General features: G+C 74.2%; 20 protein-coding genes and 1 pseudogene. 7 read left to right on the forward strand and 14 right to left on the reverse strand.

Annotation, left to right across the window (positions count from 1 at the left end; genetic code table 11):
- Positions 1–331: 331 nt before the first annotated feature.
- Positions 332–1639 carry an acetyl-CoA C-acetyltransferase gene (locus NX801_RS28040; RefSeq protein WP_258790747.1) on the reverse strand — a complete coding sequence of 436 codons (1308 nt, stop codon included), beginning with the start codon at positions 1637–1639 and terminating at the stop codon, positions 332–334.
- Between the two features lie 80 nt (positions 1640–1719).
- Between NX801_RS28040 and NX801_RS28045 the strand changes: the two genes are divergently transcribed.
- Entirely contained in the window at positions 1720–3141 is a 1422-nt protein-coding gene (locus NX801_RS28045) for a 3-oxoacyl-ACP reductase (RefSeq protein ID WP_258790748.1), read from the forward strand.
- A gap of 5 nt (positions 3142–3146) precedes the next feature.
- Positions 3147–4199, forward strand: a complete 1053-nt coding sequence (locus NX801_RS28050) for a MaoC/PaaZ C-terminal domain-containing protein (RefSeq protein WP_258790794.1) — start codon at positions 3147–3149, stop codon at positions 4197–4199.
- Between the two features lie 19 nt (positions 4200–4218).
- On the opposite strand, the gene NX801_RS28055 is transcribed toward NX801_RS28050, so the two are convergent.
- From NX801_RS28055 to NX801_RS28080, 6 genes are all read right to left on the reverse strand, one after another.
- On the reverse strand, positions 4219–4845 hold the full coding sequence (locus NX801_RS28055) for a TetR/AcrR family transcriptional regulator (RefSeq protein ID WP_258790795.1): 627 nt from the start codon (positions 4843–4845) through the stop codon (positions 4219–4221).
- 184 nt (positions 4846–5029) lie between these two features.
- Positions 5030–6475 carry a dicarboxylate/amino acid:cation symporter gene (locus tag NX801_RS28060; protein ID WP_428986255.1) on the reverse strand — a complete coding sequence of 482 codons (1446 nt, stop codon included), beginning with the start codon at positions 6473–6475 and terminating at the stop codon, positions 5030–5032.
- A 402-nt stretch (positions 6476–6877) separates the two neighbouring features.
- Positions 6878–7201 carry a DUF4229 domain-containing protein gene (locus NX801_RS28065; protein WP_258790797.1) on the reverse strand — a complete coding sequence of 108 codons (324 nt, stop codon included), beginning with the start codon at positions 7199–7201 and terminating at the stop codon, positions 6878–6880.
- Positions 7202–7459: 258 nt separating this feature from the next.
- Entirely contained in the window at positions 7460–7987 is a 528-nt protein-coding gene (locus NX801_RS28070) for a GNAT family N-acetyltransferase (protein ID WP_258790749.1), read from the reverse strand.
- 129 nt (positions 7988–8116) lie between these two features.
- Positions 8117–9280, reverse strand: a complete 1164-nt coding sequence (gene mqnE, locus NX801_RS28075; RefSeq protein WP_258790750.1) for an aminofutalosine synthase MqnE — start codon at positions 9278–9280, stop codon at positions 8117–8119.
- A gap of 69 nt (positions 9281–9349) precedes the next feature.
- Positions 9350–9805, reverse strand: coding sequence for an Lrp/AsnC family transcriptional regulator (locus tag NX801_RS28080; protein ID WP_169094305.1), 456 nt, complete (start codon positions 9803–9805; stop codon positions 9350–9352).
- 89 nt (positions 9806–9894) lie between these two features.
- Here NX801_RS28080 and NX801_RS28085 point away from each other — a divergent pair, with 89 nt between their 5' ends.
- Positions 9895–10086 carry a hypothetical protein gene (locus tag NX801_RS28085; RefSeq protein WP_258790801.1) on the forward strand — a complete coding sequence of 64 codons (192 nt, stop codon included), beginning with the start codon at positions 9895–9897 and terminating at the stop codon, positions 10084–10086.
- Positions 10087–10143: 57 nt separating this feature from the next.
- Here NX801_RS28085 and NX801_RS28090 read toward each other — a convergent pair whose 3' ends face one another.
- From NX801_RS28090 to NX801_RS28105, 4 genes are all read right to left on the reverse strand, one after another.
- On the reverse strand, positions 10144–10890 hold the full coding sequence (locus NX801_RS28090) for a UbiX family flavin prenyltransferase (RefSeq protein ID WP_258790751.1): 747 nt from the start codon (positions 10888–10890) through the stop codon (positions 10144–10146).
- Positions 10891–10899: 9 nt separating this feature from the next.
- Positions 10900–11610, reverse strand: coding sequence for a Uma2 family endonuclease (locus NX801_RS28095; protein ID WP_258790752.1), 711 nt, complete (start codon positions 11608–11610; stop codon positions 10900–10902).
- A 126-nt stretch (positions 11611–11736) separates the two neighbouring features.
- Positions 11737–12645: a menaquinone biosynthesis prenyltransferase MqnP gene (mqnP, locus tag NX801_RS28100; RefSeq protein WP_258790753.1), complete on the reverse strand. Its 909-nt coding sequence runs from the start codon at positions 12643–12645 to the stop codon at positions 11737–11739.
- On the reverse strand, positions 12642–14093 hold the full coding sequence (locus NX801_RS28105) for a menaquinone biosynthesis decarboxylase (protein ID WP_258790754.1): 1452 nt from the start codon (positions 14091–14093) through the stop codon (positions 12642–12644). The genes mqnP and NX801_RS28105 overlap by 4 nt, the downstream gene beginning before the upstream one ends.
- A gap of 100 nt (positions 14094–14193) precedes the next feature.
- Between NX801_RS28105 and NX801_RS28110 the strand changes: the two are divergent.
- The 4 genes and pseudogenes from NX801_RS28110 to NX801_RS28125 form a co-directional block, all read left to right on the forward strand.
- Positions 14194–14514 (forward strand): annotated as a pseudogene (locus NX801_RS28110) (PLDc N-terminal domain-containing protein); the annotation flags it as partial.
- Between the two features lie 1335 nt (positions 14515–15849).
- Positions 15850–17919 carry a hypothetical protein gene (locus tag NX801_RS28115; RefSeq protein WP_258790755.1) on the forward strand — a complete coding sequence of 690 codons (2070 nt, stop codon included), beginning with the start codon at positions 15850–15852 and terminating at the stop codon, positions 17917–17919.
- A gap of 1 nt (position 17920) precedes the next feature.
- Positions 17921–19462, forward strand: coding sequence for a type 1 periplasmic-binding domain-containing protein (locus NX801_RS28120; RefSeq protein ID WP_258790756.1), 1542 nt, complete (start codon positions 17921–17923; stop codon positions 19460–19462).
- A gap of 743 nt (positions 19463–20205) precedes the next feature.
- Entirely contained in the window at positions 20206–21939 is a 1734-nt protein-coding gene (locus tag NX801_RS28125) for a sensor histidine kinase (protein WP_428986257.1), read from the forward strand.
- A 129-nt stretch (positions 21940–22068) separates the two neighbouring features.
- Here NX801_RS28125 and NX801_RS28130 read toward each other — a convergent pair whose 3' ends face one another.
- From NX801_RS28130 to resB, 3 genes are all read right to left on the reverse strand, one after another.
- Complete coding sequence (locus NX801_RS28130; RefSeq protein WP_258790757.1) at positions 22069–22695, reverse strand: SRPBCC family protein; 627 nt, start codon at positions 22693–22695, stop codon at positions 22069–22071.
- A 234-nt stretch (positions 22696–22929) separates the two neighbouring features.
- Entirely contained in the window at positions 22930–24015 is a 1086-nt protein-coding gene (gene ccsB, locus NX801_RS28135) for a c-type cytochrome biogenesis protein CcsB (RefSeq protein ID WP_258790758.1), read from the reverse strand.
- A complete protein-coding gene (gene resB / locus NX801_RS28140) occupies positions 24012–26015 on the reverse strand; it encodes a cytochrome c biogenesis protein ResB (protein ID WP_258790759.1) in 2004 nt (667 codons plus the stop codon). Before resB ends, ccsB begins: the two co-directional genes overlap by 4 nt.
- Between the last annotated feature and the right edge of the window lie 4 nt (positions 26016–26019).

Below are 26019 nucleotides of genomic sequence, written 5' to 3' on the forward strand. Positions count from 1 at the left end.
GGGGGCGGGGGGGGGGGCGGGGGGGGGGGGGAGGGGGGGGGGGGCGGGGGGGCGGGGGGGGGGGGGGGGGGGGGGGGGGGGGGGGGGGGGGGGGCGGGGGGGGGGCGGGGGGGGGGGGGGAGGGGGGGGGGGGGGGGGGGGGGGGGGAATGTACGGGCCCCAGGGGGGCGGCCCGGGGTGGTACGGGGGTTGTACGGGTCCCGGGAGGGGAGGGCCCGGGGGGTACGGGGACCCGGGGACGGCTCCCGGGAGACGTGCGGGCCCGGGGCGTACGCGGCCCGGAGCCGCGCGGGCCCCGGGGCGTACCGGACCCGGCGTACGGGCCCCGGGGTCAGGGGCGTTCGAGGACGGCGGCGACGCCCAGGCCGCCGGCCGCGCAGATCGAGATCAGGCCGCGTCCCGGGGCGTCCCGCTCGGCCAGCAGCGCGGCGAGGGTGGCGGTGATCCGGGCGCCGGTCGCGGCGAACGGGTGGCCGGTGGCGAGGGAGGAGCCGGCCGCGTTGAGACGGGCCCGGTCGACGGTGCCGAGCCCCCGCTTCTCCCAGGCCGCCAGGGTGGCCAGCACCTGGGAGGCGAACGCCTCATGGATCTCGACCAGGTCGAAGTCGGCCAGGCTCAGACCCGCGCGGCTCAGCAGCCGGGGCACCACCCGCGCGGGCGCCATCAACAGCCCCTGCTCCGCCGGGTCGCCGCGCACATGGTCCACCGCCCCGGTCTCGTACAGGGTCAGATACGCCAGTGGCGTCAGGCCCCGGTCGCGCGCCCATTCCTCGCTCGCCAGCAGCACCACGGCGGCACCGTCCGTGAGCGGGGTGGAGTTCCCGGCGGTCATCGTCGCGTCCGGCAGGTCGGTACCGAACACCGGCCGCAGCCGCGCCAGTTGCTCGGGTGTCGAGTCGGGACGGAGGTTCTGGTCGCGGGCCAGGCCCCGGTGCGGGACGACCAGGCCGTCGAGGAGGCCCCGGTCGTAGGCGGCGGCGAGGCGCTGGTGACTCGCGGCGGCCAGGGCGTCCTGCTCGGCCCGGCCGATGCCCCACGCCCGGGCGGTCAGCGCCGCGTGCTCACCCATCGACAGACCGGTGCGCGGCTCGGCGTTGCGCGGGATCTCGGGCACCAGGTGCCGGGGGCGCACCCGGGCCAGGGTCCGCAGCCGGGCGGGCAGCGAGCGGGCCCGGCGGGCGGCCAGCAGGATGCGGCGCAACTCGTCGTTGATGCCCAGCGGGGCGTCACTGGTGGTGTCGGCGCCACCCGCGACGGCCGAGTCCAGGGCGCCGAGCGCGATCTTGTTCGCCGCCGCGATCACCGCCTGGAGCCCGGTGCCGCACGCCTGCTGGAGGTCGTACGCGGGGGTGCCCGGGTCCAGCCGGGAGCCGAGCACGGTCTCCCGGGCCAGGTTGAAGTCCCGGCTGTGCTTGAGCACCGCGCCCGCGACGAACTCCCCGACGGTGCCCGGCTCTTGGAGGCCGTATCGCTCGACCAGGCCGTCCAGGGCGGCGGTCAGCAGCTCCTGATTGGAGGCCGTGGCGTAGGGGCCGTCGGAGCGGGCGAAGGGGGTGCGGGCGCCGCCGACGACGGCCACCCGCCGGATCTCCCGCGCGGGGTACGCGCGCGTACCGGCCATCTCGACCTTACCGGCCATCTCGACCAGCTCCTGACCTCTGAGTAACCTTACTCGGAAGTAAACGAGGCAAATCTACGACCGCGCAGGGAGTCGAGACAATGGCCGATCGCTATCTGCACCTCACCCGCACAGCTCCCGGCCGCTTCCTCACCCGCCGTCTCGGACTCCCCGCCCCCGCCGAGCTGCGCCGCTGGTCGCCCGGATTCCCCTCTCTGGACGGGCCGTTGCTGCACCTCACGGCGGGTGCCCCGGGTCACCGGGAGGACCTGGCGGCGCTGCTGGGCCGTACCGGGCTCGCCGTGACCGCCGGTTCCCCGCGCCCGGCCGCCGTGGTGCTGGACGCCACCGGGGTGGCCGCGCCCGGCGAACTCGCGGAGGTGCACGCCGCCCTGCACCCGGTGGTCCGGGGCGTGGCGCCCGGCGGGCGGATCGTCCTCCTCGGCGCCCCGCTCTCGGCGGAGGACCACCATCAGGCCGCCGCCCAGCAGGCGTTGGAGGGTTTCGCGCGGTCGCTCGGCAAGGAGGCGGGCCGGGGGATCACGGTCAATCTGGTACGCCTCACCCGGCCGGGTCCGGCCGAGTCGACCCTGCGCTTCCTGCTCTCGCCGAAGTCGGCGTATGTGAGCGGCCAGGTGGTGGAAGTGGGCCCGGGAGAAGGCGGGTTCGCCTTTCCGGAACGGCCGCTGGAAGGGCGTACGGCGCTGGTGACCGGAGCGGCGCGGGGCATCGGGGCCGCGGTCGCCGCCACCCTGGCCCGGGACGGCGCCGAGGTGGTGTGCCTGGACGTCCCGGGGCTGGCGGACGAACTGGCGCGTACGGCCGAGGGGTTCGGCGGCACGGCGCTGCCGCTGGACATCACCGCGCCGGACGCCGCCGAGCGGATCGCGGCGGCGGTGGCGGCGGCCCCCGGCGGGGCGGGGCGAGCGGACGGGTCCCCCGGCGGAACAGTCGGCACAGCCGGAGAAGGCGGGGCGAGCGAGGCAGCCGGAACACGCGGGACGGACGGATCGGGCGGGCTGGACGTACTGGTGCACAACGCGGGGATCACCCGGGACCGGAAGCTGGTCAATATGCCCGCCGATCGCTGGAGTTCGGTGCTCGACGTGAATCTGGGCGCGGTAGTGGACACCACCGACGCGCTGCTCAGGAGCGGCACCCTGCGGCGCGGCTCCACGGTGATCGCCACCGCCTCCATCGCCGGGCTGGCGGGCAATGCCGGACAGACCAACTACGCGGCGAGCAAGGCCGGGATCGTGGGCCTGGTGCGCTCGCTCGCCCCGCGCGCGGCGGCCGGGCACGGGGTGACGGTCAACGCGGTGGCGCCCGGGTTCATCGAGACCGGGATGACGGCCGCGGTTCCTCTCCTCATCCGGGAGGCCGGGCGCCGGATGAACTCCCTGGCGCAGGGCGGCCTTCCGGCGGACGTGGCCGAGACCACCGCCTGGCTGGCCCATCCCGCGTCGGCCGCGGTCAACGGCCAGGTCGTCCGGGTCTGCGGGCAGAGCCTGCTGGGGGCGTGAGCACCATGAACCTTCCCCTCACCCTGGCGCTCGGCGCCCTGCGCTCCCCCTTCAAGCGGGGCCCGTACCCGGACGCCGGGCGGGACCCGTTCCCGGACGGGGACGCCGTACCGGCCGCCCGGTCCGCCCGGTCCGGGCCGCCCGGCTCGTCCCGGGTCCTGCGGGCCGAGGTGCGGGCGGAGCCGGCCCGGCTGGCCGCCTACGCCCGGCTCTGCGGCTGGTCCGAGACCGGGTGCCTGCCGCTGCCGTATCCGCAGGTGCTGGCCTTCCCGCTCACCACGCGGCTGCTGGCGGCCCGGGACTTCCCGCTGCCCCTGCTGGGGCTGGTGCACACCTGGATCGAGGTGGACGCCCACCGGCCGCTGCTGCCGGCCGACCGGCTGGAGACGACGGTCCGGGTCGAGCGGCTGGCCCCGCACCGGCGCGGCACCGAGGCGGTGGTGGCCACCGAGGCGCGAGTGGGCGGCGAGCTGGTCTGGGCCTCCCGCAGCGGCTACCTCGCCCGGCACCGGACGGGACCCGCCGTCGCCGGGCGGCCCGGCCCCGGAGCCGTACGGGACACCGGGGGCACGACCCCGGCCCCGGGTACGGCGCCGGCCACGGACCCGGACGCGACCCCGGCCCCGGCCCCGGCCCCGGGCACGGACGGCGGGGAGCCCGCCAAGCTGCTGCCGGCGGCCGAGTGGCGGCTGCCCGGGGACCTGGGGCGCCGGTACGGAGCCGTCTCCGGCGACCGCAACCCGATCCATCTGTACCCGCTCACCGCCCGGGCGTTCGGCTTCCGGCGGCCCATCGCGCACGGGATGTGGACCTTCGCCCGGTGCCTGGCCGAACGGGACCTGCCGCGCGGGGTGCGGGTGCGGGCGGAGTTCCGGGCGCCGGTGATGCTGCCCGCGACCGTCACCTATGTCACGGAGGACGCCCCGGCGGGTGCTACGGGGGACGCCGGGGGAGACGGCGACGGCACGGGTGCCCTCGGGCTCGGGGCCTTCGGGCTGCGGGGCGACCGCGACCGCCTGCACCTCACGGGAAGGGTGAGCCCGCTGCCGTACCGCTGACCACCACCGAGCCGCTCGCTCAGCGGGCGGGCGACCAGCGCTTCCCCGCCATCAGATTGCCCAGCCCCGCCCAGGCGAAGTTCATCAGCGTCGCCGCCGCCTCCTTGGCCGAGACGCCCGGGGTCTCATTGGCCCAGCCGGCCAGCGACTCGGCGGCGCCGACCAGCGCCTGGGCGAGCCCGGTGACGTCCCGGTCCCCGAACTCCGGGGTCGGGTGCGCCTCCCGGCCCGCCGCGCCGATCAGATCGGTGACGAACGCGGTCAGTTCGGCCCGGGTCCGCGCCACCTCCCCGGCGAACGGCTCCCCATGGGTACGGGCCTGGTGGTGGAGGACCGACCAGCCGTCGGGGTGCTCGGCGGTGTGGGCGAAGAACGCGGTGAGCCCGGCCCAGAGTTGCCGGTCGGCCGGTTCCTCCGCCCGTACGTCCTCCACACCGTCCCGCACGGCGGCGACCAGGGCGGCGCCCTCCCGCCGGATGCAGGCCGTGAACAGCTCCTCCTTGGAGTTCAGATAGAGGTAGACCAACGGCTTGGAGACCCCGGCGAGTTCGGCGATCTCGTCCATGGAGGCGGCCCGGTAGCCGAGCCGTCCGAAGGTCTGTACGGCCGCGTCCATCATCTGCTGTTCGCGCACGGCGCGCGGCATCCGCTTCGCCTTCGTCCCCGTGCCCGTGCTCTTCACGGCCGATTCCTCCCGATCTCCGGTGCGGCGGCAAGCCTACGTCCCCGGCCCGCCCCCGGACACGCCCGTGCCCCGCCGGTGACCGATCACCGACGGGGCACGGGGTGGAGCCGTACAGGCGTCGTACGGGAGCCGTACGGGCCGGGAGCTACGCGGTGGCGGGCAGCGGGCCGTCCGCCGTACGGCCGCCACCGGTGCCGTGTCCGCCGTGCCCGCCGTGCCCACCGCGTTCGCCGTGCTCGCCCTGGTCCTCGTACGCGTCGACCGGGGAGGACGTGGCGGTGTCGTACGCCCGGTGGTCGAGGATCTTCTCGCGGGCGGCGACCACCACCGGGACCAGGGCCTGGCCGGCCACGTTGGTGGCGGTGCGGACCATGTCCAGGATCGGATCGATCGCCATCAGCAGGCCCACGCCCTCCAGCGGCAGGCCCAGCGTGGAGAGGGTCAGCGTGAGCATCACGGTGGCGCCGGTCAGACCGGCGGTGGCCGCCGAGCCGACCACCGAGACGAAGGCGATCAGCAGATAGTCACCGATGCTCAGCGAGACACCGAAGATCTGGGCGATGAAGATCGCGGCGAGCGCCGGGTAGATCGCGGCGCAGCCGTCCATCTTGGTGGTCGCGCCGAACGGCACGGCGAAGGAGGCGTACTCCTTGGGCACACCCAGCCGCTCGGTGACCCGCTGGGTGACCGGCATGGTGCCGACCGAGGAACGCGAGACGAAGGCCAGCTGGATGGCGGGCCAGGCGCCCCGGAAGAACTGGACCGGGTTCACCTTGGCGGCCAGCGCGAGCACCAGCGGGTAGACGCCGAAGAGCACCAGGGCGCAGCCGATGTAGATGTCGGCGGTGAAGGTCGCGTACTTGCCGATCAGGTCCCAGCCGTAGTCCGCGATGGCGTAGCCGATGAGGCCGACGGTGCCGATCGGGGCGAGGCGGATGACCCACCACAGCGCCTTCTGGAGCAGTTCGAGGACCGACTCGCTGAGGGTCAGGATCGGCTTGGCCCGCTCGCCCAGCTTGAGGGCGGCGATACCGGCGACGGCGGCCATGAAGACGATCTGAAGCACATTGAGCTCGGTGAACGGCGTGATCACGTCCGTCGGCACGATGCCGGTGAGGAAGTCCAGCCAGGAGCCCGCGTGCTCCGGCTTCTTGCCGTCCTTGGGGGTGAGCCCGGTGCCGGCGCCCGGGTTGGTCAGCAGGCCGATCAGCAGGCCGATACCGACCGCGACCAGCGAGGTGATCATGAACCAGAGCAGGGTGCGGGAGGCGAGCCGCGCCGCGTTGTTGACCTTGCGGAGGTTGGTGATGGACACCAGGATCGCGAAGAAGACGAGCGGGGCGACCGCCAGCTTCAGCAGCTGGACGAAGATGTGGCCCACCTGGTCGAGCGTGGTGTGGAGCCACCGCACGTCATAACTGCGGGTGATCCAGCCGAGGACGACACCGAGGACCAGACCGGCGACGATCTGGGCCCAGAACGGGACCTTGGGTATACGGCGGGAGCCCTTGGGGCCGGAATCAGCGGGCTCGGGGATCGCCGGCTCGGGCTTCGCGGATTCGGGGTTCGCGGCGGACGCGGACGCGGACACGGACACACTCCAGTGGTGCGTATCGAGGACATACGGGACGGGGGTGCGGCGTGCGCGCCGGAACGGCGGCGCCGCTGCATGGTGCCGGGATCGGAACAGATCAGAACACGCGGCGACAGACCGCGGACATACAGCGGCAGAGATCGACATGCAGGCGCGCCACGAGCGGCGGGCTCATGGCGTGGTGCGGGCGCACTGCGGTCGTCATGCGAGCAACGTTAACACTTGTACTTTGAGAGACTCAAAGTACTTCTTTGATGTCCGGACACGCGGAAGCCCGGATGCCGGCGATCCAGCATCCAGGCGGTACCGCCGGGGCGGCGGGGAGCACTACGGCACGGAGGCGGCACCACCGGCCACAGCGAGCGCTACGGCACGGAGCGGGGGGCCGCCCCGGGACGGCTACGACGCGGTGGCGGAGCCCCCGGCCGCCTGGGCGGAGCCGGCCGTCCCGGGGGTCCGGCCGACGGCCCGGTCGGACTCCTCGTCCTCGCGGGTGCGGTTGGCGTCGAGCCGCGCCTTGGCGTGGTCCACCTTCTCGACGAGCTGCTCGGACATGGCGTCCCGCTGCTTGCGCAGCAGGACGAAGCTCAGCGGCGCCGACACGACGATCGACAGCAGCAGCACCCACAGCAGGTTGGAGTCACCGAGGCCGCGCGGCAGCACACCCAGGTAGACCAGCCCCCAGAGCGCGAGGAAACAACCGGCGAAGACGCCGAAGCGCATGAGGGTGTACCGGATCGTGGCGCTCGTACGGGCAGCAGCGGACACGGCGGACCTTCTTCCTTCATCTCCGTACGCGTTCCGTACGGCGTTTCCCCGGCTCGGGGGCGGGCCGGCGGGGGGTCGGGTGGCTGTCCGACCAGTGAAGCACGTCCCGGTTCGATCACCTCGGGCGGTGTCGCCCGTACAGTCCCGGTACGACCTTCATACGGCCTCGATACGGCCTCCGTACGGCCGCCCCGGGCCGCGCCCCCGCCCCGCTCACACCCCCAGCGGCAGGAGCATGATGACGTCGTCGCGGTCGTCCCCCTCGGCCACCCGGATCGCGTCCGGCACCCGGCCGACCTCCTTGTAGCCGCAGGCCGCGTAGAACCGGTCGGCCCCGGTGCCGCCCCGGCACGTCAGCCGGATCGCCTCGATGCCGTCGAGGCCCCGGGCCGCCTCCGCCGCCGCGGCCAGCAACTCCCGGCCGTAGCCCTTGCCCTGTTCGCGGGGGTGGACCATCACGGTGTAGAGCCACACCCAGTGCCGCATCAGCCGGTGGGTGTTGTACGTGAGGAAGGCGGTCGCCGCCACGGTCCCGTCCTCGTCGAACCCGGCCAGCAGCCGGGTGCGGCCCTCGGCCATGGCGGCCAGGAGCCGGACCCACTCCGGCCGGATCTCCTCGGCGGTCACGGGCGGGACGAAGCCGACCGCCCCGCCCGCGTTGGAGACGTCCGTCCAGAGGGAGAGGACCCCGTCCCGCAGTGCGGGGCCGACGGGCGGGTCCAGTACGAAGTTCAGCGCCATGGCCCCGACGATGCCACGCCCCGGCGGCCGGCCGGCGACCACCGGGCGTCGGCCGCGGGGACGGCGAGCGCCGGAGTGCGGCCCGCCGGACGGCGACCACGCCCGGGTAAGGGCGCCCCAGCGGTCCGTTCAGACGCGCATCGGCTGCGGGGCCTCGCGGCGGTCCGGGTCCGGGCCCGGGTACTCGCGGATGATCTCGTAGCGGGTGTTCCGCTCCACCGGGCGGAAGCCCGCGTCCCGGATCAGCTCCAGCAGGTCGTCGCGGCCCAGCTTGTTGGGGGTGCCGTAGTTGTCGGCGTCATGGGTGATCTTGTACTCGACCACCGAGCCGTCCATGTCGTCGGCGCCGTGCTGGAGGGCGAGCTGCGCGGTCTGGACGCCGTGCATCACCCAGAAGACCTTGACGTGCGGCACGTTGTCGAAGAGCAGCCGGGAGACGGCGAAGGTCTTCAGCGCCTCGGCGCCGGTGGCCATGGTGGTCCGCGCCTGGAGCTTGTTGCGGACCTTGCCGTCCTGCATGTCCACGAAGTCGTGCTGGTAGCGCAGCGGGATGAAGACCTGGAAGCCGTTGGTCTCGTCCTGGAGCTCACGCAGCCGCAGCACGTGGTCCACCCGGTGGCGGGGCTCCTCGATGTGCCCGTAGAGCATGGTGCACGGGGTCTTCAGCCCCTTCTCGTGCGCCAGCCGGTGGATCCGGGACCAGTCCTCCCAGTGGGTGCGGTGGTCCACGATGTGCTGGCGGACCTCCCAGTCGAAGATCTCCGCGCCGCCGCCGGTCAGCGACTCCAGACCGGCCTCGATCAGCTCGTCCAGGATGTCGGAGGCGGACATCCCGGAGATGGTCTCGAAGTGGTGGATCTCGGTGGCGGTGAACGCCTTCAGGGAGACGTGCGGCAGCGCCTCCTTGAGCGCGCTGAGCGAGCGCGGGTAGTACCGCCAGGGCAGGTTGGGGTGGAGCCCGTTGACGATGTGCAGCTCGGTGAGGTTGTCGTTCTCCATCGCCTTGGCGAGGCGGACGGCCTCCTCGATCCGCATCGTGTACGCGTCCTTCTCGCCCGGCTTGCGCTGGAACGAGCAGTAGGCGCACGAGGCGGTGCACACATTGGTCATGTTGAGGTGGCGGTTGACGTTGAAGTGGACCACGTCGCCGTTCTTGCGGGTGCGCACCTCGTGGGCGAGACCGCCGAGCCAGGCCAGGTCGTCCGACGCGTAGAGCGCGATCCCGTCCTCGCGGGTCAGCCGCTCCCCGGTCCGGACCTTCTCCTCCAGCTCCCGCTTGAGTCCCGCGTCCATCTGCGGCTCCGCCTCCCATGCCTTCGCCGATCGGGTCCCTTCGCCGACCGGGCTCCCCCCACCGTACGCCTACGCCTCCTCGGGCAGGTCCCCGACCCGGTTCTCCCACTTGGTGGAGAGCACGATGGTGGTGCGGGTCCGGGAGACGCCCTTGGTGCCGGAGAGCCGGCGGATCGTCTTCTCCAGGCCGTCCACGTCGCTCGCCCGGACCTTGAGCATGAACGAGTCGTCGCCCGCGATGAACCAGCAGTCCTCGATCTCCGCGAGGTCCTTGAGCCGGCGGGCCACGTCCTCGTGGTCGGCGGCGTCGGAGAGCGAGATCCCGATCAGGGCGGTGACCCCGAGGCCCAGCGAGGCGGCGTCCACGGTGGCCCGGTAGCCGGTGATGACGCCCGCGGCCTCCAGCCGGTTGATCCGGTCGGTGACGGAGGGGCCGGAGAGCCCCACCAGCCGCCCGAGCTCGGCGTATGACGCTCTGCCGTTCTCCCGCAGGGCCTGGATGAGCTGCCTGTCCACGGCGTCCATAGGTGACTTGCCTTCCATTATCCAGCGAAATCGCGAGTTTGAGTGTAGAATCAAAGGCATGCAGGACGGAAGCCCTGCGAATCATTCAGATGATCAACGACGATCCCTCAGGAGTGAAGCCCACCGTGTACACGATCGAGATGGCCTACGCCCACATGCGCGCGCTGCAGGAGCTGGCCAACCGCTCGCGTGCCCACCAGCCCTCCGCCGCCCACCGGGTCGACCGGGTCGCCGGTCCGCGCCGGGTGGCCCGGCCGATCAGCCGGTCCAAGAAGCACTGACCCCGCGCCCGGCGGCTCCCCCGCCGGGCCCCCGCGGCCCGGTCCGGACCGGCCGGGTCAGCCCTCCCGGGAGCCACCGAGCTCACCCTTCCAGCGGCGGTACAGCCGGTGCGGCACACCCGCCGCGTCCAGCACCCGCCCGGCGACGAAGTCCACCAGATCCTGGATGTGCGTCGCCCCCGCGTAGAACGCCGGAGAGGCGGGCAGCACGACCGCGCCCGCCTCGTCCAGCGCCACCAGATGCTTCAGCGTCTGCCCGTTGAGCGGGGTCTCCCGCACCGCCACCACCAGCGGACGCCGTTCCTTCAGCGTCACGCTCGCGGTCCGCTGGAGCAGATCCTTGGAGAGTCCCAGCGCCACCCCGGCCACACAGGCGGTGGAGGCGGGAACGATCAGCATCCCCTTGACCGGGTACGACCCCGAGGACGGCCCGGCGGCCAGATCCCCGGCCGCCCAGTGCCGTACGTCCCCGAGCCCGTCATCGCTGCCACGGTCACCGTCACCGGCCCCGGCACCGGTCCCGCCGTCGGCACCGGCCCCGTCACCGGCCCCGAGCCGGAACGTCCCCGGCTTTCCGTCGGCGCCCCGCTCCAGCCAGGTGCGCAGATCCTGGCGCCAGTGCGCGTCCCGGAACGCGATACCGGTCTCGTCCAGCAGGGTCAGCCGGGAGGCCCGCGAGACGATCAGGTCCACGCTCTCCCCGGCCGCGAGCAGCCCGCGCAGCACGGCGGCTGCGTACGGCGTCCCGGACGCCCCCGACACTCCGACGACCCACGGACGACGCTGCTGCTGTACCGGCTCCACACCGCGAGCCTATCCGGCGCCACCGACCGACCACGGCGCCCGGGGTGCGCCGGGGCCGTCCCGACCGGCGGCGCGGCGGGCGGACGGGTCGACCGGGAACCCCGTGGTGTCGACGGTGAGCCGTCCGAGCCCGGCGGCCCCGGGCACCCGGGACCCGCCGCCCTCCACCGTGACCACCGAGCCGTACGGCACCGTCTCCCGCCCCAGGTATCCGTCCGCGCCCGGGTTCCACAGCACCCGGCAGCGCGCCCGGTAGGGGTCGAGCACCAGATAGTGGGGGATGCCCCGGCGCGCGTGGGCACGGTCCTTGACCTCGTAGTCGGTGTGGGCGGTGCCCGGCGAGACCACCTCGGCCACCAGGGCGAGCAGCTCGGGCGGGTAGGCGATGAGGTCCTTCGCGGCCTCGGTCTCCGGGAGCACGGCGAGGTCCGGGCAGAACTCGTTCTCCGCGTCGAACGGCACCGCGATATCGCCGGCCAGGCCCCAGTCGTCCGGGAGTTGTCCGGCGAGCGCGCCCCACAGCCGGTGGACGGTGGCCCCGTCGTGCGGCTTGACCGGGGTCAGCAGATAGCTGCCCGCGACGATCTGCGGGCGGAAGCCGGGAAACGCGTCCTCGAACCGGGCCAGCCGGGAGGGGGTGCGCTCGCCGTACGCGGGCCCCGGGACGCCGGGGGCTTCGGGACCCGGGCCCGGGACGCCGGATGCGCGCGGGGACGACACCGGCGGCCTCCTTCTCGTACGGCGAGCCGTGAACCGCGAGGCCGCGCGCGGCGGACCGCGCCCGCGCGCCGCGGCCGGGGGCCGCGGCCCGTACCGGAGGCAGGGCCCCGGCTTCCCCGACGCTACCTACACCGTCAGTCCCCGCACCACGAGGTCGAGCAGGGCGCACACGAACAGGGCAATGCCGATGAAGCCGTTGACGCTGAAGAACGCCCGGTTCAGGCGGGACAGATCGTGCGGGCGCACGATGGTGTGCTCGTAGACGAAGGCCACCGCCACGATCACCAGGCCCGCCCAGAAGAGCACCCCGGCATGGGTCGCCAGGGCGAACCAGACGAGCAGCGCCGTCGTGACCACGGCCGTCGCGCGGGCGCCGTACAGCGCGGCCGGGATGCCGAAGCGGGCGGGCACGGACTTGACGCCGTGCGCCCGGTCGGCCTGGACGTCCTGGCAGGCGAAGATCAGGTCGAAGCCGCCGATCCAGACGCCGACCGCCAGGCCCAGGATCACCGCGTCCCAGGACCAGGCGCCGGTCACCGCGAGCCAGGCGCCGACCGGGCCCATCGCCTGGGCCAGCCCCAGGATGGCGTGCGGGAAATGGGTGAACCGCTTGCCGTACGGATAGACCACCATCGGCACCACGGCGACCGGGGCCAGCATCAGGCAGAGCGGGTTCAGCAGCGCCGCCGCGCCCAGGAAGAAGACCAGCGCCACCAGCGCCCCGGTCCAGGCCGAGCGCACCGAGACGGCGCCGGTGACCAGCTCCCGGCCGGCGGTGCGCGGGTTCCGGGCGTCGATCTCCCGGTCGATGATCCGGTTGCAGGCCATGGCGAAGGTGCGCAACCCCACCATGGCGACGGTGACCAGCAGCAGATCCAGCCAGTGCACCGTACGGTCCGTCCGGTACATCGCGGTGAACGCGGCCAGATAGGCGAACGGCAGCGCGAAGACCGAGTGCTCGATCATCACCAGCCGGAGGAAGGCGCGGACCCGGCCGGGCTCCGCCCCGGCGACCGCCGCGGTGGGGGCGCTCACAGGCCGTACTCCTTCCAGCGGCGGTCCACCAGGGCCGCCGTCGCCGGGTCGGACTCGACCATCTCGGGCCAGCCGCCGTCCCGGGTGTAGCCCTCCTCGGGCCACTTCCGGGTGGCGTCGATGCCCGCCTTCCCACCCCAGAACTGCTGGTAGGAGGCGTGGTCCAGATGGTCGACCGGACCCTCGACCACGGTGAGGTCGCGGGCATAGTCGGTGTTGCCGAGCGCCCGCCAGGAGACCTCGTGGAGATTCCGTACGTCGCAGTCGGCGTCCACGACCACGATCAGCTTGGTCAGCGACATCATGTGGGCGCCCCAGACGGCGTGCATGACCTTCTGGGCGTGCTTCGGGTACTTCTTGTCGATCGAGACGATCGCGCAGTTGTGGAAGCCGCCCGACTCCGGCAGGTGGTAGTCGACGATGTCCGGGACGATGATCTTCAGCAGCGGCAGGAAGAACCGCTCGGTGGCCCGCCCCAGCGGCCCGTCCTCGGTCGGCGGCCGGCCCACCACGATCGACTGGAGCAGCGGACGCCTCCGCATGGTCACGCAGTCGATGGTGAGCGCCGGGAACGGTTCCTGCGGGGTGTAGAAGCCGGTGTGGTCGCCGAACGGCCCCTCCGGGAGCATCTGCCCCGGCTCCAGCCAGCCCTCCAGCACCACTTCGGCCTGCGCCGGCACCTGGAGCGGGACGGTCTTGCAGTCGACCATCTCGATCCGCCGGCCCTGGAGGAACCCGGCGAACAGGTACTCGTCGATGTCCTCCGGCAGCGGCGCGGTGGAGGCGTACGTCACCGCCGGCGGCGCCCCGAAGGCGATGGCGACCGGCAGCCGCTCACCGCGCCGGGCCGCGACCTGGTAGTGGTTCCGGCTGTCCTTGTGGATCTGCCAGTGCATCCCGATGGTGTTCCGGTCGTGGCGCTGGAGCCGGTAGAGCCCCAGGTTCCGGATGCCGTTCTCCGGGTGCTTGGTGTGGGTGAGGCCCAGGTTGAAGAAGGAGCCGCCGTCCTTGGGCCAGGTGAAGAGCGCGGGCAGCCGGTCCAGGTCCACGTCGTCGCCGGTCAGGACGGTCTCCTGGACCGGCGCCTCCTTGACCTTGCGCGGCGGTACATGGGTCATCGCGCCCAGCTTGCCGAACGCCTCCCGCATCCCCGTGAAGCCGCTCGGCAGCTCGGGCCTGAGCAGTCCGCCGACCTTCTCCCCGATCTCGTCGTACGAGCGGAGCCCGAGCGCCTTGAGCAGCCGCCGGTCGGTTCCGAAGACATTCATCGCCAGGGGCATCGAGGAACCCTTGACGTTCTCGAAGAGCAGCGCCGGACCGCCGGACTTCTGCACCCGGTCGACGATCTCCCCGACCTCCAGATACGGGTCGACTTCGGCCTTGATGCGCTTGAGGTCGCCTTCGCGGTCCAGCGCCCTGAGCAGCGAGCGGAGATCGTCGTAAGCCATGGGGACCAGTATCCGCCACCCGTTACGCTGGCCCTGTCACCGGGGCTGTCGAAACGCTTCCCGCAGCTCGTTCCCGCCGCACCCCAGGGGGTCGCCCCACATGCTCAGGGCCTTGATCTACATCCTGCCGCTGGCGCTGACGATCTACGCCTTCATCGACTGCCTCAACACCCCGGAGGACGAGGTCAAGCACCTCCCCAAGGTGGCCTGGATCTTCATCATCCTGCTCTTCTGGATCGCCGGTCCGGTGGTCTGGCTGGTCGGCGGACGGGAGCGGCGCGCCCGGGCGGCCGGCGGCTTCGGCGGGAGCTTCGGGGCGGGTGGCGCGGGGGACGGCGACTGGTCCCGGGGCCGCCGGGGCGGCGGGCAGTGGGTCGCGCCGGACGACAACCCGGACTTCCTGAAGTCGCTGGACGACGACGCGGCGGCCAGGCGCCGGGAGCCCGGCCGTCCCGGCTCCGGCTCCCCGGGCCGGGACCAGGGCGCCGAGGAGACCCCCGGCCGGGACCGCCCCGGCGACGGCACCGCCGACCGGGACCAGGCCCGGGAGCCGGGTGCCGGCGGGACCGCCGGCCGGGACCGGGAGCCAGGCGCCGCCGGGCGCGACCGGGAGCCGGGCCAGGCGTGGGACCAGGCCCGGGACCGGCACGCCGACCGGGACCAGGACGGCGACGAGGGCCCCCGCACCCGCTGAGCCCGCCCGGGGCTGTGGCCCTCCGTTTCCCCCACGCCCGGCCGGGCCCGCTGTGCCGGGACCGCGCCCGTACTCCCTCCGTTTCCCCCGCGCCCGGCTGCGGGCTGCGGCCCTCCGTTTCCCCCGCGCCCGGCCGGGCGCGCCGGGCCGTGATCCGGGCCGGGGCCGCGCTTCGGTCGGCCGACCCTGCCCGGCCGGGCCCGCCGGGCCATGCCCCGGGCCGGGGCCGCCCCCCCGTCCGTACCCCCTCCGTATCCCCCGTGCTCGGGCGGGCCCGGGTTCGCCCCCCCCTGGACCCCGCCGGACCGGCCGGGGCCGAACCCCTCCGTACCCCCTGCGCCCGGGCGGGCCCGGGCCCGCTGTGCCGTACCCCGGGCCGGGGCCGCGCCCCCGCCCGTACCCCCTCCGTATCCCCTGCGCTCGGGCGGACCCGGGTTCACCCCCCCTGGACCCCGCCGGACCGGCCGGGGCCGAACCCCTCCGTACCCCCTGCGCCCGGGCGAGCCCGGGCCCGCCGGGCCGTGCCCCGGACCGGGGCCGCGCCCCCGCCCGCACCCCCTCCGTATCCCCTGCGCTCGGGCGGGCCCGGGTTCGCCCCCCCCTGGTCCCCGCCGGACCGGCCGGGGCCGAACTCCTCCGCATCCCCTGTGCATCCCCTGTGCCCCCTGCGCCCGGCCGGGCCGCGCTTCGGCCTGGCGGCCCCGCCCGGGCGGGCCCGGGCCCGGCCCCCGGTGCCCCGCCGTACCGGCCGGGGCCATACCCCCTCCGTATCCCCGTGCCCCCGCCGTACGGCGCCCGGACGCCTCCCGACCGTCAGCAGCGCGTCCGCGCGCGCCCCGCGCGTACGCCCTCCGCGCCCGGCGCGTATCGGACGCGTCACAGAACGTTCACAGAGCGCGCGAAAGCACTCACACGGCCAACCGTTCGGAACTAGCCTTGAGTTGAGGGTCCTCCGGGGGGACGCACGGGACGTCGGGGACGTCCGGGGAACGCCGGGGGCATCGGAGACAACGGGGACATCAGGGATACGGAACTGTCCTGTGACGCTGGGGGGTGGCGCGGGTGGACAGGGAGTTGTACGGCCGCGAGGCGGTGCTCGACGGTACGGGGCTGATCGCGCGGCTGACCGGGCTCACCCCGTACCACTTCGCCAGGACGGCGTACGAACACGGTGACGACCCGCCCGTCACGGTCTTCACCGGCGGGCGCGGCCTGGGCAAGACCGCCCTGCTCAAGCAGATCCGCAACGCCTACCGGGGCGGCACCCCGCTCGCCCTGCTGGACTGCGCCGGGGTGGTGCCGCCCGCCGACCACGGGCCGGGCTGGTCGCCGGTGACCGGGGCGCTGGCCGAGCTGGCCGTGCAGCTGTCGGCCCGGGTGTACGCGGCCCGGCCGGTGGAGTTCCCGCGCCTCGCGCTGGGCCTGGCGGCGGTGACCGGAACCGGCTGGTCGCAGGGGGACGACGAGCGGGTCCGGCGCGACCTCCAGCGGCTCGGGCCGGTCCTCGCCACGGTGGACGAGGCCAAGGGCGCGGCCGGCGTCTGGGTGGCCAAGGTGCTCTCCAAGCTCGCCGCCACCGCCGCCGAGGCCGGGGCCCCGCTCGCCGGACTGCTCGCCGAGGCGACCGTGGAGACGGTGCTGGAGGAGGTGTTCGGCCGCTACCAGCGCAAGTCCCGCGCCTGGTACGGCTCCTACCGCAACGCGGGCGGGCACGGTGGCAGCGGTGGCGGTGAGCTGGGGCTGCACCGACTGGCGGTGGACTTCGGGGGCGGGCGCCGCGCGGAGGCCGAGGGCTTCCTGGTGAACGCGCTCCTCGAAGACCTGCGCCAGGCGTATCTGGGGCTCACCCGGCGCGGCACCCGGCGGGGCCGGCCGCTCATCCTGCTGGACAACGCCCATCTGCCGCTGGGCCGCCGGCTGGTGGAGCCGGTGCTGCGCGAACGGGCCGCCGGGCGCCGGGACCAGACGGTGATCGTCGCCGCCTCCCGGGAGCGGGACCACGAGGGGCTGCGCCGGGCGACCCGGCTGCGGCTGCCGGAGGTCGCGCACCGGGCGCCCTGTCCGCGCGGCGCCGAGATCGGCTCCGGCGTCCTGGCCGTCGGGCTCACCCCGCTGAGCGCCGCCCACACCCGGGCGCTCTGCGAGGGGTACGACCCTCCCGGCCGGGCGCCCGCCGCGCTGCCGGACGCCCTGCACCGGCTGACCGGCGGCCGGCCGCTGGGCGTGGCGCTGCTGGGCCGGGCGCTGGGCCAGGTGCCGGAGGACGAGCGTCCCGCGCTGACGCCCGCCGCGCTGCTCGACCTCACCCTGGAACTGCGGGAGGACTCCCCGGCCGTCCCGGTCGCCCCGGCGCTCCTCGCCGAACTGCTGCCCGGCCCGCCGCCGGACGCGCTCGCGGTGCTGGCCGCCGCGCGGGACGAGGAGTCGGCCCGGATGCTGGCCCGCGCCCGGCTGCGCGCCGAGTCGGACGACGGGGACATGGCACTGCGGGCCCGGGACGCGCTGCGGGCCGACGGCTGGCCCGACGGACCCGGGCACTTCGTGGCCGATCCGCTGCTGCGCGCCCTGCTGCTGCACCGGCTGCGCTTCCACGACGGCGACGGCCCCGGGTACGCCGCCTGGCGAGCCGTCCACGAGACGCTCCGCTCCCGCTACGGCCCCGCCCCCACCCCGTACCGGCTCCGCGAGGACCTGGCGCTGGGGCGGCCCGAGGAGGCGGTGACCGAGCTGTGCCGGGAGTTCCAGGGGCCGGACGTGACCGGCTGGCTGGGGCGGCTGCGGCTGATCGCCACGGCGCCGTACCCCCGGGAGCACGGCCACCCGGGACCGGACCCGCGCCGGGCTGTGGCGCTGGGCCGGGAGCCGGGCGGGCCGCAGCCCGAGGGCCTGGACGAGGAGGTCTGGCTGCACCTCTGCGTACGGCGGCTGCTGCACGCGCTCTGGCTGCTCACCGACCCGCTGGCGCTGCCCGACGAGGAGGTCGTCGAGCGCCTCGCGCACGAGCTGCGCCAGCTCTCCGGCCGCCATCTCACCGGCACCGGGCCGCTCTGGGAGGCGGCCACCCACTGGCCCAGGGACATCCGTGCCTGGCGGGAGCCCTCGCTTCCGCCGGGACGGGGAGACGGAGTCTGACGTGCCCGCACAGCTGCGCTACCGGATCTTCTACACCACCCGCCAGAAAATCGTCACCAGTGTGCTGGTGCTCGTCCTGCTGGCCTGGGGCGGCACCGTGCTGGTCAGGAAGCTCACCACCCCGGAGGACCGGAGCTGCGCCCCGGGCGTCGAGCGACCGGCGGGCAGCGAGGAGTGCGTCGGTGTCTCCGGCGACGGCCATGACTTCCGGGTGCCGGCGCTCACCGAGGTGGCGGCGGCGATCGGCCGGGAGAACGCCACCCTCAAGCCCGGCGAGTACGCCACGGTCGCCCTGCTGCTGCCGCTCACCTCGGCCAGTGCCGGGTTGCGCACCAAGGTCATGCACGAGGTGCAGGGCGCGTTCGCCCAGCAGTACGCGGCCAACCACGCCTCCAACAACGAGGTCCCGCGCATCCGGCTGGTGCTCGCCAACACCGGCGAGGGCAACGCCCACTGGCGCCCCGTGGTGGACCGCCTCAAGGCGATGACCGCCGCCCCGGACCACCTCCGCGCCGTCTCCGGGATCGCCACCAGCAGCGCCGAGGTCCGGGCGGCGGTGACCGAGCTGACCCGGGCGGGCGTCGCCACCGTCGGCACCACCATCACCGCCGACGACATGGCCAACGCCCCCGGCGCCAACCGCTTCCCCGGGCTGGCCCGGGTCTCCCCCACCAACACCGACGAGGCCCGCGCCCTGGCGCACTTCGCCCGGGTGGACGCCGACCGGGCGATCCTGATCCACGACACCCGCCCCGGCGACCACTACACCGGGACCCTGAAGAACGCCTTCTCGACGCTGACGGAACGATCCCCGTACGAGCCGCAGCTGTTCACCTCGCCGGCCCGGGCCACCGACGAGGGCGCCACCGCCAACACCTTCCGCCAGATCACCCTGCTGATCTGCGACACCCGTGCCGACACGGTGTTCTTCGCCGGGCGCCACACCCAGCTCCGCCAGTTCGTCAACGCGCTCGGCCGGCGCGGCTGCGGCGACCGGAAGTTCACCGTGCTCACCGGCGACGAGGGCTCCTACCTGGGCGCCGACGACCAGTTGGAACCGGCGGCGCTGGAGTCCGGGGTGACCGTACGGTACGCCGCGCTCGCCCACCCGGACGCCTGGCACCCCCGCCGGACCACCCCCGCGACCGGTGGCTCCCCGGCGGCGTACGACGCCTTCACCGCCGCGATGGAGACCGTCTCCCGGGAGCCGGCCGGACCGATCGGCCCGAACCGGCTGCCGGACGGCCAGGCGATCGTCGCGTACGACGCCATGGCGGCCGCCGTCCAGGCGATCCGGGGGGCCGCTCCGGAGGGCCGGCTGCCCGCACCGGCCGATGTGGGCCAGCAGTGGCGGCAGCTCAAGGGCCCGCTGAAGGTGGCGGGCGCCAGCGGCTGGATCTGCCTGGACAACGACGGCAACCCGTACGACAAGGCGGTCCCGATCGTGGAGCTGACCCCGGGCGGCAAGCCGCGGTTCGTGGGAATCGCCTGGCCCACCGGAAAGCCCCCGGCCACCGAGTGCGTCCCGCCCCGGCGGCGCTGAACGCGCTCGTCCCCCTGGGGCGGGGGCCCTCGGGGCCGCGGGGGCGGGCGGGTCGTGGCGGGGGGGCCTTGAGGCTGCGGGGGCGGGGGGTCGGCTCGGCCCCGGTCGGGGCGCCGGGACGGTCCGGGCGGGCTTCGGGCGGGGACCGGCTCGACCCGGAATCGGCCTCGGTCGGTGCGAGGGCGGGCTCGGCCGGTGCGGGTTCGGTCGCGTTGCGGCACCGGGCCCGGTCGGTGCGGCAACGGGCTCGGTCGCGGTAGGGGCCGGATCGGCCTGGGGCCTGGGTAGGGGCGGAGGCCCGAGCCTGGCTCGGGAGGGGGTCCGAGTCCGGCTCGGGACAGGGACCGGCTCGGCCCGGGGCCAGGCGGGCCGGGGCAACCCGGGGCGGGGGCCGCCCCGGTCCGGGGCGGGCTTCGGGACCCGGGCCGGGGCGGCGGAGGAGGGGGTGGAGGCGGCGGTCGGCTTCGGGACCGGGACGCGGGGCGGGACATCCGACCGGGCTGGGCGCAGGGCCCGGCCGGGAATCGTGCTCGATCGGGGGCGGCGCGCCGGCCGGCTTCCGGGCGCCGGCCGGCTCCTCGTTGACTTTCGTCGTCGTCCCTCGCGACGAACGGAGGACGCGGCGGCCATACGGGTCTGCCTACTGTGGGCGGGTGACTCGTGTGGAACCGGCGAATCCGACGAAACTGGCCGACCGCTCCCGGGCCCCGGGGCCGGGCCGGGTGCGCTCCCTGCGCACGGCCCTGGCCGCCCCCGTCCGGCGGCTGCTCGATCCGGGCCTGTGGCCGGTGCGGCGGGCCGTCGGTGAGGTGCTGCTCGCCCTGGTGCTGGCGGTGTCGACGGCCGGGATCGAGTCGCTGGGCGACGGCGGCCCGGTGCGGTCGGCCGCCGTGGGGCTGGCCGCCGGGCTGCTGTCCCCGCTGCGCCGGGTGCTGCCGCTGACCGTGCTGCTCGCGGCCGTCGTCTGCTCCGCGCCGCTCGACGGCCTGGCCCCGCTGGTCCCGGTCGCCGCCTGGTCGGCCGGCCGGCGCTCCACCGGCCCGGGCCGGGCGGTGGGCACCTTCACCAGCGCCGTCGCCCTCGGCCTCGGCCTGGACGCGTTCAAGGACTCGCCCGGCCTCTCCCTGTCGTCCATGGTCTTCTTCACCATGTGGTTGCTGATCACCATCGTGGTACCCGGCATCGTCGGCGGCTACTGGTACCAGCGCGATGCTCTGGCGGACCTCCTGGAGCAGTACCGCGTCCAGATCCTCCGCGAGCGCGCCATGGTCGCGGAGCAGGCCCGGCTGCGGGAGCGCCAGCGCATCGCCCAGGACATGCACGACAGCCTGGGCCACCAGCTGGCCCTGATATCGGTGCACACCGGCGCCCTGGAGGTGGACCGCGAGCTGACCGGGCGTCGGCGGGAGACCGTGGCGGTGCTGCGGGAGGCATCGGTGACCGCGATGCACGAGCTGCGCGAAGTCGTGGGGTTGCTGCGGGAGGGCACGGAGCCGGCCGACGGCGCCGGTCCCGGTGCTCCGGCCGCCGTGTCGCGGACCCGGCGCGGAGTCGCGGGTGTCGAAGGGCTGGCGGAAGCCTCCCGGGCGGCGGGCGCGGCCGTGACGCTGCGGCACACCGGCGAGCGCCGGCCGCTCCCGCCGGCCGCCGACCACACGGCGTACCGCGTCGTGCAGGAGGGCCTGACCAACGCGCACAAGCACGCACCGGGTGCCCCGGTCGCCATAGAGCTGCGTTACGAGCCGGACTCGCTGGTCGTGGAGGTGGCCAACGGCCCCGGGCCCGTCCCGGCCGGCGGGGGCCGCCCGGAGGTGGTGAGCGGCGGCCAGGGGCTGACCGGTCTCGGGGAGCGGGCCCGGCTGGTCGGCGGCATGATCCACACGGGCCCGCGCCCGGACGGTGGCTTCCGGCTGGCCGGCGTCCTGCCGTACACCGTGTCCGAGAGCGATCCCGCCGGCCCGTCGCCGCTCCGGGAGGCGCGGGAAACCCGCCGGTCACCGACGACTTTCGTTGGCCCGGCCGGCGACTTTGGAGAGCAGACCCGGGCGGGCTCCTCCGGCGAAGGTGATCCGGTCATCGACTGGAACGATCTGCCGAAGGAGTTGTCCAAAGCGATGAGCAAGCGGAGCAAGGGCTGTGGGATCGCCGCACTGATCATCTTGGTGCTGGTGATCGCCGCAGGCGTCGGAGGGTACTTCCTCCTGAAGGAGGGCGACAAGGCCATGATCGAGCCCAAGAAGTACGACGCGATAAAGGTGGGCTCGACCGAGGAGGAGGTCCGCAAGCAGCTGCCGCAGGGGGACACCTTCCTGACCAAGGGCCTGGACGAGGGCGCGCCGCCGATACCCGCGGGGGCGAGCTGCCTCAGTCTGACCTCGACGGAGATGGGGAGCAGCTGGGACAAGTCCCCGGTCTTCCGGTTCTGTTTCAAGGACGGCCGGCTGATCGAGAAGAAGTCCTTCGAAGTGAAGAGCTGAGCCCGGGGCGGGGAGCCGGGGCCGAGCCAGGACCGGCAGGGGCGCCCGCCCGGGGCCCACCGGGATCGGCCGGGGTCGGCGGGCCGGGGCGCGGGGCCCGGGAAAGAAAGGGCGGCGGGGAGGCCGGGGTCAGCTCGCGTCGTAGTCCCGGGCCTCGTAGTCGTCCCGCAGCTCCTGCCACCGCTCCCGGCCCCGGCCGACCCGGGCGCCTCCACCGGGCCCACTGGACCCGGCAGGTCCGGCAGAGCCGGCAGCCTCATCGGGTCCGGCGGACCCCGCAGGCCCGGCCGCCTGATCAGCCCGGGCCGTCCACTCAGTCCAGTCGGCGGGGTGCCCGTCCAGCGCATCCAGGAGCAGCAGAAAGCGCTCGTGCCAGTCGGCCAGGGCGTCCAGCCGCCGTTCCTCGGAGCCCTCCAGCTCCAGGGTGAACCGCAGCCTGGTCGCCTCCGGGCCGCCGGGCTCCAGATGGAACCGGAACCGGCCCTGTCCCTCGACCGTGTACTCGGCGATCCGCTCCACGTCCCAGGCGGTCACCGTCCCGGTCCGCGCCTCCGGCTCCCCGCCGAAGCGCAGCTCCGCCTCCCCGCCGAGCCGGCACTGCAACAGCTCGGGCACGGCCAGCCAGCCGCGCAGCCCGCCCGGTGTGGCCAGGGCGAGCCAGACCCGCTCCTGCGGATGGGGCAGCGGCACCGCGAACCGCAGTACATGCGTGGTGCCGTCGGTCTCGCTGGTACCCGGGGGAATCGTGAGCGCCATGCCCCCAGCCTGGCCCGCGCCCCGGCCGACCGCCACCCCGCCGCCGTACCCGCCAGCGCGCCATCGCGCCTTCCGCCGCGCCTCGCCGCCGTACCCGCCACCGCGCTCACCGCCGCGCCGCCGGGTGCGGGCGCGCCCGGGGAGCCGGACCGTTGGGGCGACGTCGTACGCGACCTCGTACGCGAAAGGGGCGGCCCGGTCCGGACCGCCCCCTCCCCCGCACACCCTGCGCGCCTACACCCCGGCGTAGGAGTGCTTGCTGTTCACGAAGATGTTGACGCCGTAGTAGTTGAACAGCCAGCAGCCGAAGGCGATGAGCGCGATGTAGGCGGCCTTGCGGCCCTTCCAGCCCGCCGTCGCCCGGGCGTGCAGATAGGCGGCGTAGGCGACCCAGGTGATGAAGGACCAGACCTCCTTGGCGTCCCAGCCCCAGTACCGGCCCCAGGCCTCGCCCGCCCAGATGGCGCCCGCGATGATGGTGAAGGTCCAGAGCGGGAAGACCGCCGCGTTCACCCGGTAGGCCAGCTTGTCGAGGCTGGCGGCGGACGGCAGCCGCTCCAGGACCGAGCGCGCGAAGGCGCCCGGCCGCTCACCGCGCGCGAGCTTCGCCTCGTACGAGTCCCGGAAGAGATACAGCACGGTGGCGACGGCACCGATGTAGAAGACCGCGCCGCAGAAGATCGCCGTGGAGACATGGATCCACAGCCAGTACGAGTGCAGCGCCGGGACGAGCTGGTCGCTGTCGGTGTAGAGCCAGGTGGTGGCGATGCCGAGGTCGAGCAGGACGGTCGCCACCAGCAGCAGACCGATCCAGCGGACCCTCTTCTTGGCGAGCAGCAGTCCCAGGTAGACGCCGACCGCCACCGTGGAGAAGGTGATGGAGAACTCGTACATGTTGCCCCAGGGGGCGCGCTGCACCGAGAGGGCGCGGGCCACCACACCGCCCGCCTCCACCAGGAAGGCGAGGACGGTGAGCGAGACGGCGATCCGCCCGTAGAGGTCGCCCTGCGCGTCGTCGCCGGCCGCGCCGGGGCCGTCCGGCACGTCCCGGGCGCCGGCGGTGGCGCGGGTGACCACCTTCGGTTTGTCGAGGACGGCGGTGCCGCCCTGCGCGGAGCGCACCGAGACGGCGGGCCCGGCGGTCGCACCGGCACCGGCGGAGGTCAGCGCGGCGGCGGTGCGGCCGACCTTGCTGCGTCCGCCCAGCACCCATTCGACGATGTGCGCCAGGAACGCCAGGGTGTAGACGGCCATGGACGAGTAGATGAGGACATTGCTGCCCTGCGCCAGGCTCTCGTTGGTGGCGGCGGCGAGATTCACTGTGCTGCCCCTCGGGGTGGTCGGGGTGATTCGTGCGACGGCGGGGCCGCCGGGGACTGCGACGGCGGGGACGCCGGGGACGGACGGGTGCCGGAGCCCGTACCGCTCGTGGAGTGCGTCCCGGCTCCGGAGTCCGCCTCGGCGGCGGCGGGGGCGGGCGCGGTCGGGGCGAGGGTGTGCAGGGACTGGGCCAGGTCGCCCAGCTCCTCCGGCAGCCGGGCGGACTCGCTGCGGCCGAGCCCGGCCATCTCCACCACGGTGACCCCGTCGGGGCCCTCGGTGGCCCGCACCCAGACCCGGCGGCGCTGGATGAACAGCGAGCCGACCAGGCCCGCGATGGCCGCGATCGCCCCGGTCAGCGCCAGGCCGTTGCCGGGCTGCTGGGTGATCTGGAAGGTGGCCCACTCCTTGACGTCCTTCTCGAAGGTGATCGAGCCGGCGCCGTCCGGGAGCGTCATGGTCTCGCCGGGCCGCAGGGACTTCTTCACGATGTTGCCCCCCGCGTCCTTGAAGGGCTTCATCTTGCTGGTGTCCAGCTGGTAGACGTTCTGCGGCATGCCGCCGTCCACCCGGAGGTCGCCGTGGTAGGCGCCCAGGTTGAGGACCGGGAAGGCGAGCCCCGGGAACGTCGAGAACATCTGGCCCTTGCCCTTGCCCGCGTAGGTCGGCACGAAGAACGCCGGGAAGCCCAGCTGCTCCTTCTTGCCGTCCTTGCCGGTGTAGCCGTCCAGCACCTTCACCACACCGGTGGAGGTGATGTTGCCGTCGATGGGCAGCAGCGGCACGGCCTCCTGGTAGACGACCTGGCCCTTGCCGTCCCGGACGGTGACCACGGGGGCGTAACCGTGCATGTTGAGGAAGACCTTGGAGCCGTCCACCTCCAGCGGCTCATTGACCTTGATCTTCGCCTTCTTCGCCGGGCCGCCGCCCTCGGAGTAGCTGACGTCCGCCTCGAAGGTGCGGGGGGTGCCGCGCTGCGGTCCACTGGGCTCGTACGTCCCCGTGAACTGGTCCAGCGTGAAGTCGAACGGCACCAGGTCGTCCATGCTGAACAGCGAGCCGGACCGGAAGTCGTCGTACTGGGTGATGGTGTTGGCGAAGCCGTCGCCCTCGACGACCAGCTTGCCGCCCTCGGACTTGAAGAGCTGGCCGGAGGCGAAGGCCACCAGCATCACGATCAGCGCCAGGTGGAAGAGCAGATTGCCGACCTCGCGCAGATAGCCCTTCTCGGCGGCGACGGCGTCCCCCGCGGCATGCGCCCGGAACCGCCGCTTCCGCAGCAGCCGGAGCGCCGCCTCGCGGACCTCCTCGGGCGCCGCGTCCGTGCGCCAGGTCGTGTGGGCGGGCATCCGGTCGAGCCGCCTGGGCGCGGCCGGCGGACGGGCGCGCAGCTGGCGGACGAACTGCCAGGTGCGCGGGACGATGCAGCCGATCAGCGAGACGAACAGCAGGATGTAGATCGCCGAGAACCACACCGAGGTGTAGACGTCGAAGAGCTGGAGCTTCTCGTAGACGGGCGAGATGACGTCGTGCTTCTGCTGGAAGGCGCGGACCTTCAGGTCGTCCACGTTGTTCTGCGGGATGAGCGACCCGGGGATGGAGCCCAGCGACAGCAGGAAGAGCAGGATCAGCGCGACCCGCATCGAGGTGAGCTGGCGCCAGAACCAGCGGGCCCAGCCGATCACCCCGAGCGAGGGGCCACCGGAGAGCAGTTCCCGGGCGGACTCCTCCTGGGGGGCCGTGGAGAGCTGGGAGGTGGCCGCGTGCTCGGCGGCGTCGGCGGCCTCGGTTCCGGCCCCGGCTTCGGTCCCGGCCCCGGTCTCGTCCTTGGTTCCGGCCCCGGTCTCGTCCTTGGTTCCGGCCCCGGTCTCGTCCTTGGTTCCGGTCCCGGCCCCGGTTCGGGCCCCGGTTCCGGTTCGGGCTCCGGTTCCGGTCCCGTCCTGCGGGGGGCCGTCCGGTTCGGCGCCGGGGTGGCCGCGGGACGTGTCGGTCGTACTCATGGAA

This window comes from Streptomyces pyxinae (genome assembly GCF_024756275.1).
Taxonomy (GTDB): domain Bacteria; phylum Actinomycetota; class Actinomycetes; order Streptomycetales; family Streptomycetaceae; genus Streptomyces; species Streptomyces pyxinae.

Coding starts and splice junctions, on each gene's coding strand:
- NX801_RS28105 (WP_258790754.1), bottom strand. CDS start 14,093: ATGGCTTACGACGATCTCCGCTCGCTGCTCAGGGCGCTGGACCGCGAA.
- NX801_RS28085 (WP_258790801.1), top strand. CDS start 9,895: ATGATCAACGACGATCCCTCAGGAGTGAAGCCCACCGTGTACACGATC.
- NX801_RS28050 (WP_258790794.1), top strand. CDS start 3,147: ATGAACCTTCCCCTCACCCTGGCGCTCGGCGCCCTGCGCTCCCCCTTC.
- NX801_RS28130 (WP_258790757.1), bottom strand. CDS start 22,695: ATGGCGCTCACGATTCCCCCGGGTACCAGCGAGACCGACGGCACCACG.
- mqnE (WP_258790750.1), bottom strand. CDS start 9,280: ATGGACGCGGGACTCAAGCGGGAGCTGGAGGAGAAGGTCCGGACCGGG.
- resB (WP_258790759.1), bottom strand. CDS start 26,015: ATGAGTACGACCGACACGTCCCGCGGCCACCCCGGCGCCGAACCGGAC.
- NX801_RS28055 (WP_258790795.1), bottom strand. CDS start 4,845: ATGCCGCGCGCCGTGCGCGAACAGCAGATGATGGACGCGGCCGTACAG.
- NX801_RS28040 (WP_258790747.1), bottom strand. CDS start 1,639: ATGGCCGGTAAGGTCGAGATGGCCGGTACGCGCGCGTACCCCGCGCGG.
- NX801_RS28080 (WP_169094305.1), bottom strand. CDS start 9,805: ATGGACGCCGTGGACAGGCAGCTCATCCAGGCCCTGCGGGAGAACGGC.
- NX801_RS28045 (WP_258790748.1), top strand. CDS start 1,720: ATGGCCGATCGCTATCTGCACCTCACCCGCACAGCTCCCGGCCGCTTC.
- NX801_RS28065 (WP_258790797.1), bottom strand. CDS start 7,201: ATGCGCTTCGGCGTCTTCGCCGGTTGTTTCCTCGCGCTCTGGGGGCTG.
- NX801_RS28070 (WP_258790749.1), bottom strand. CDS start 7,987: ATGGCGCTGAACTTCGTACTGGACCCGCCCGTCGGCCCCGCACTGCGG.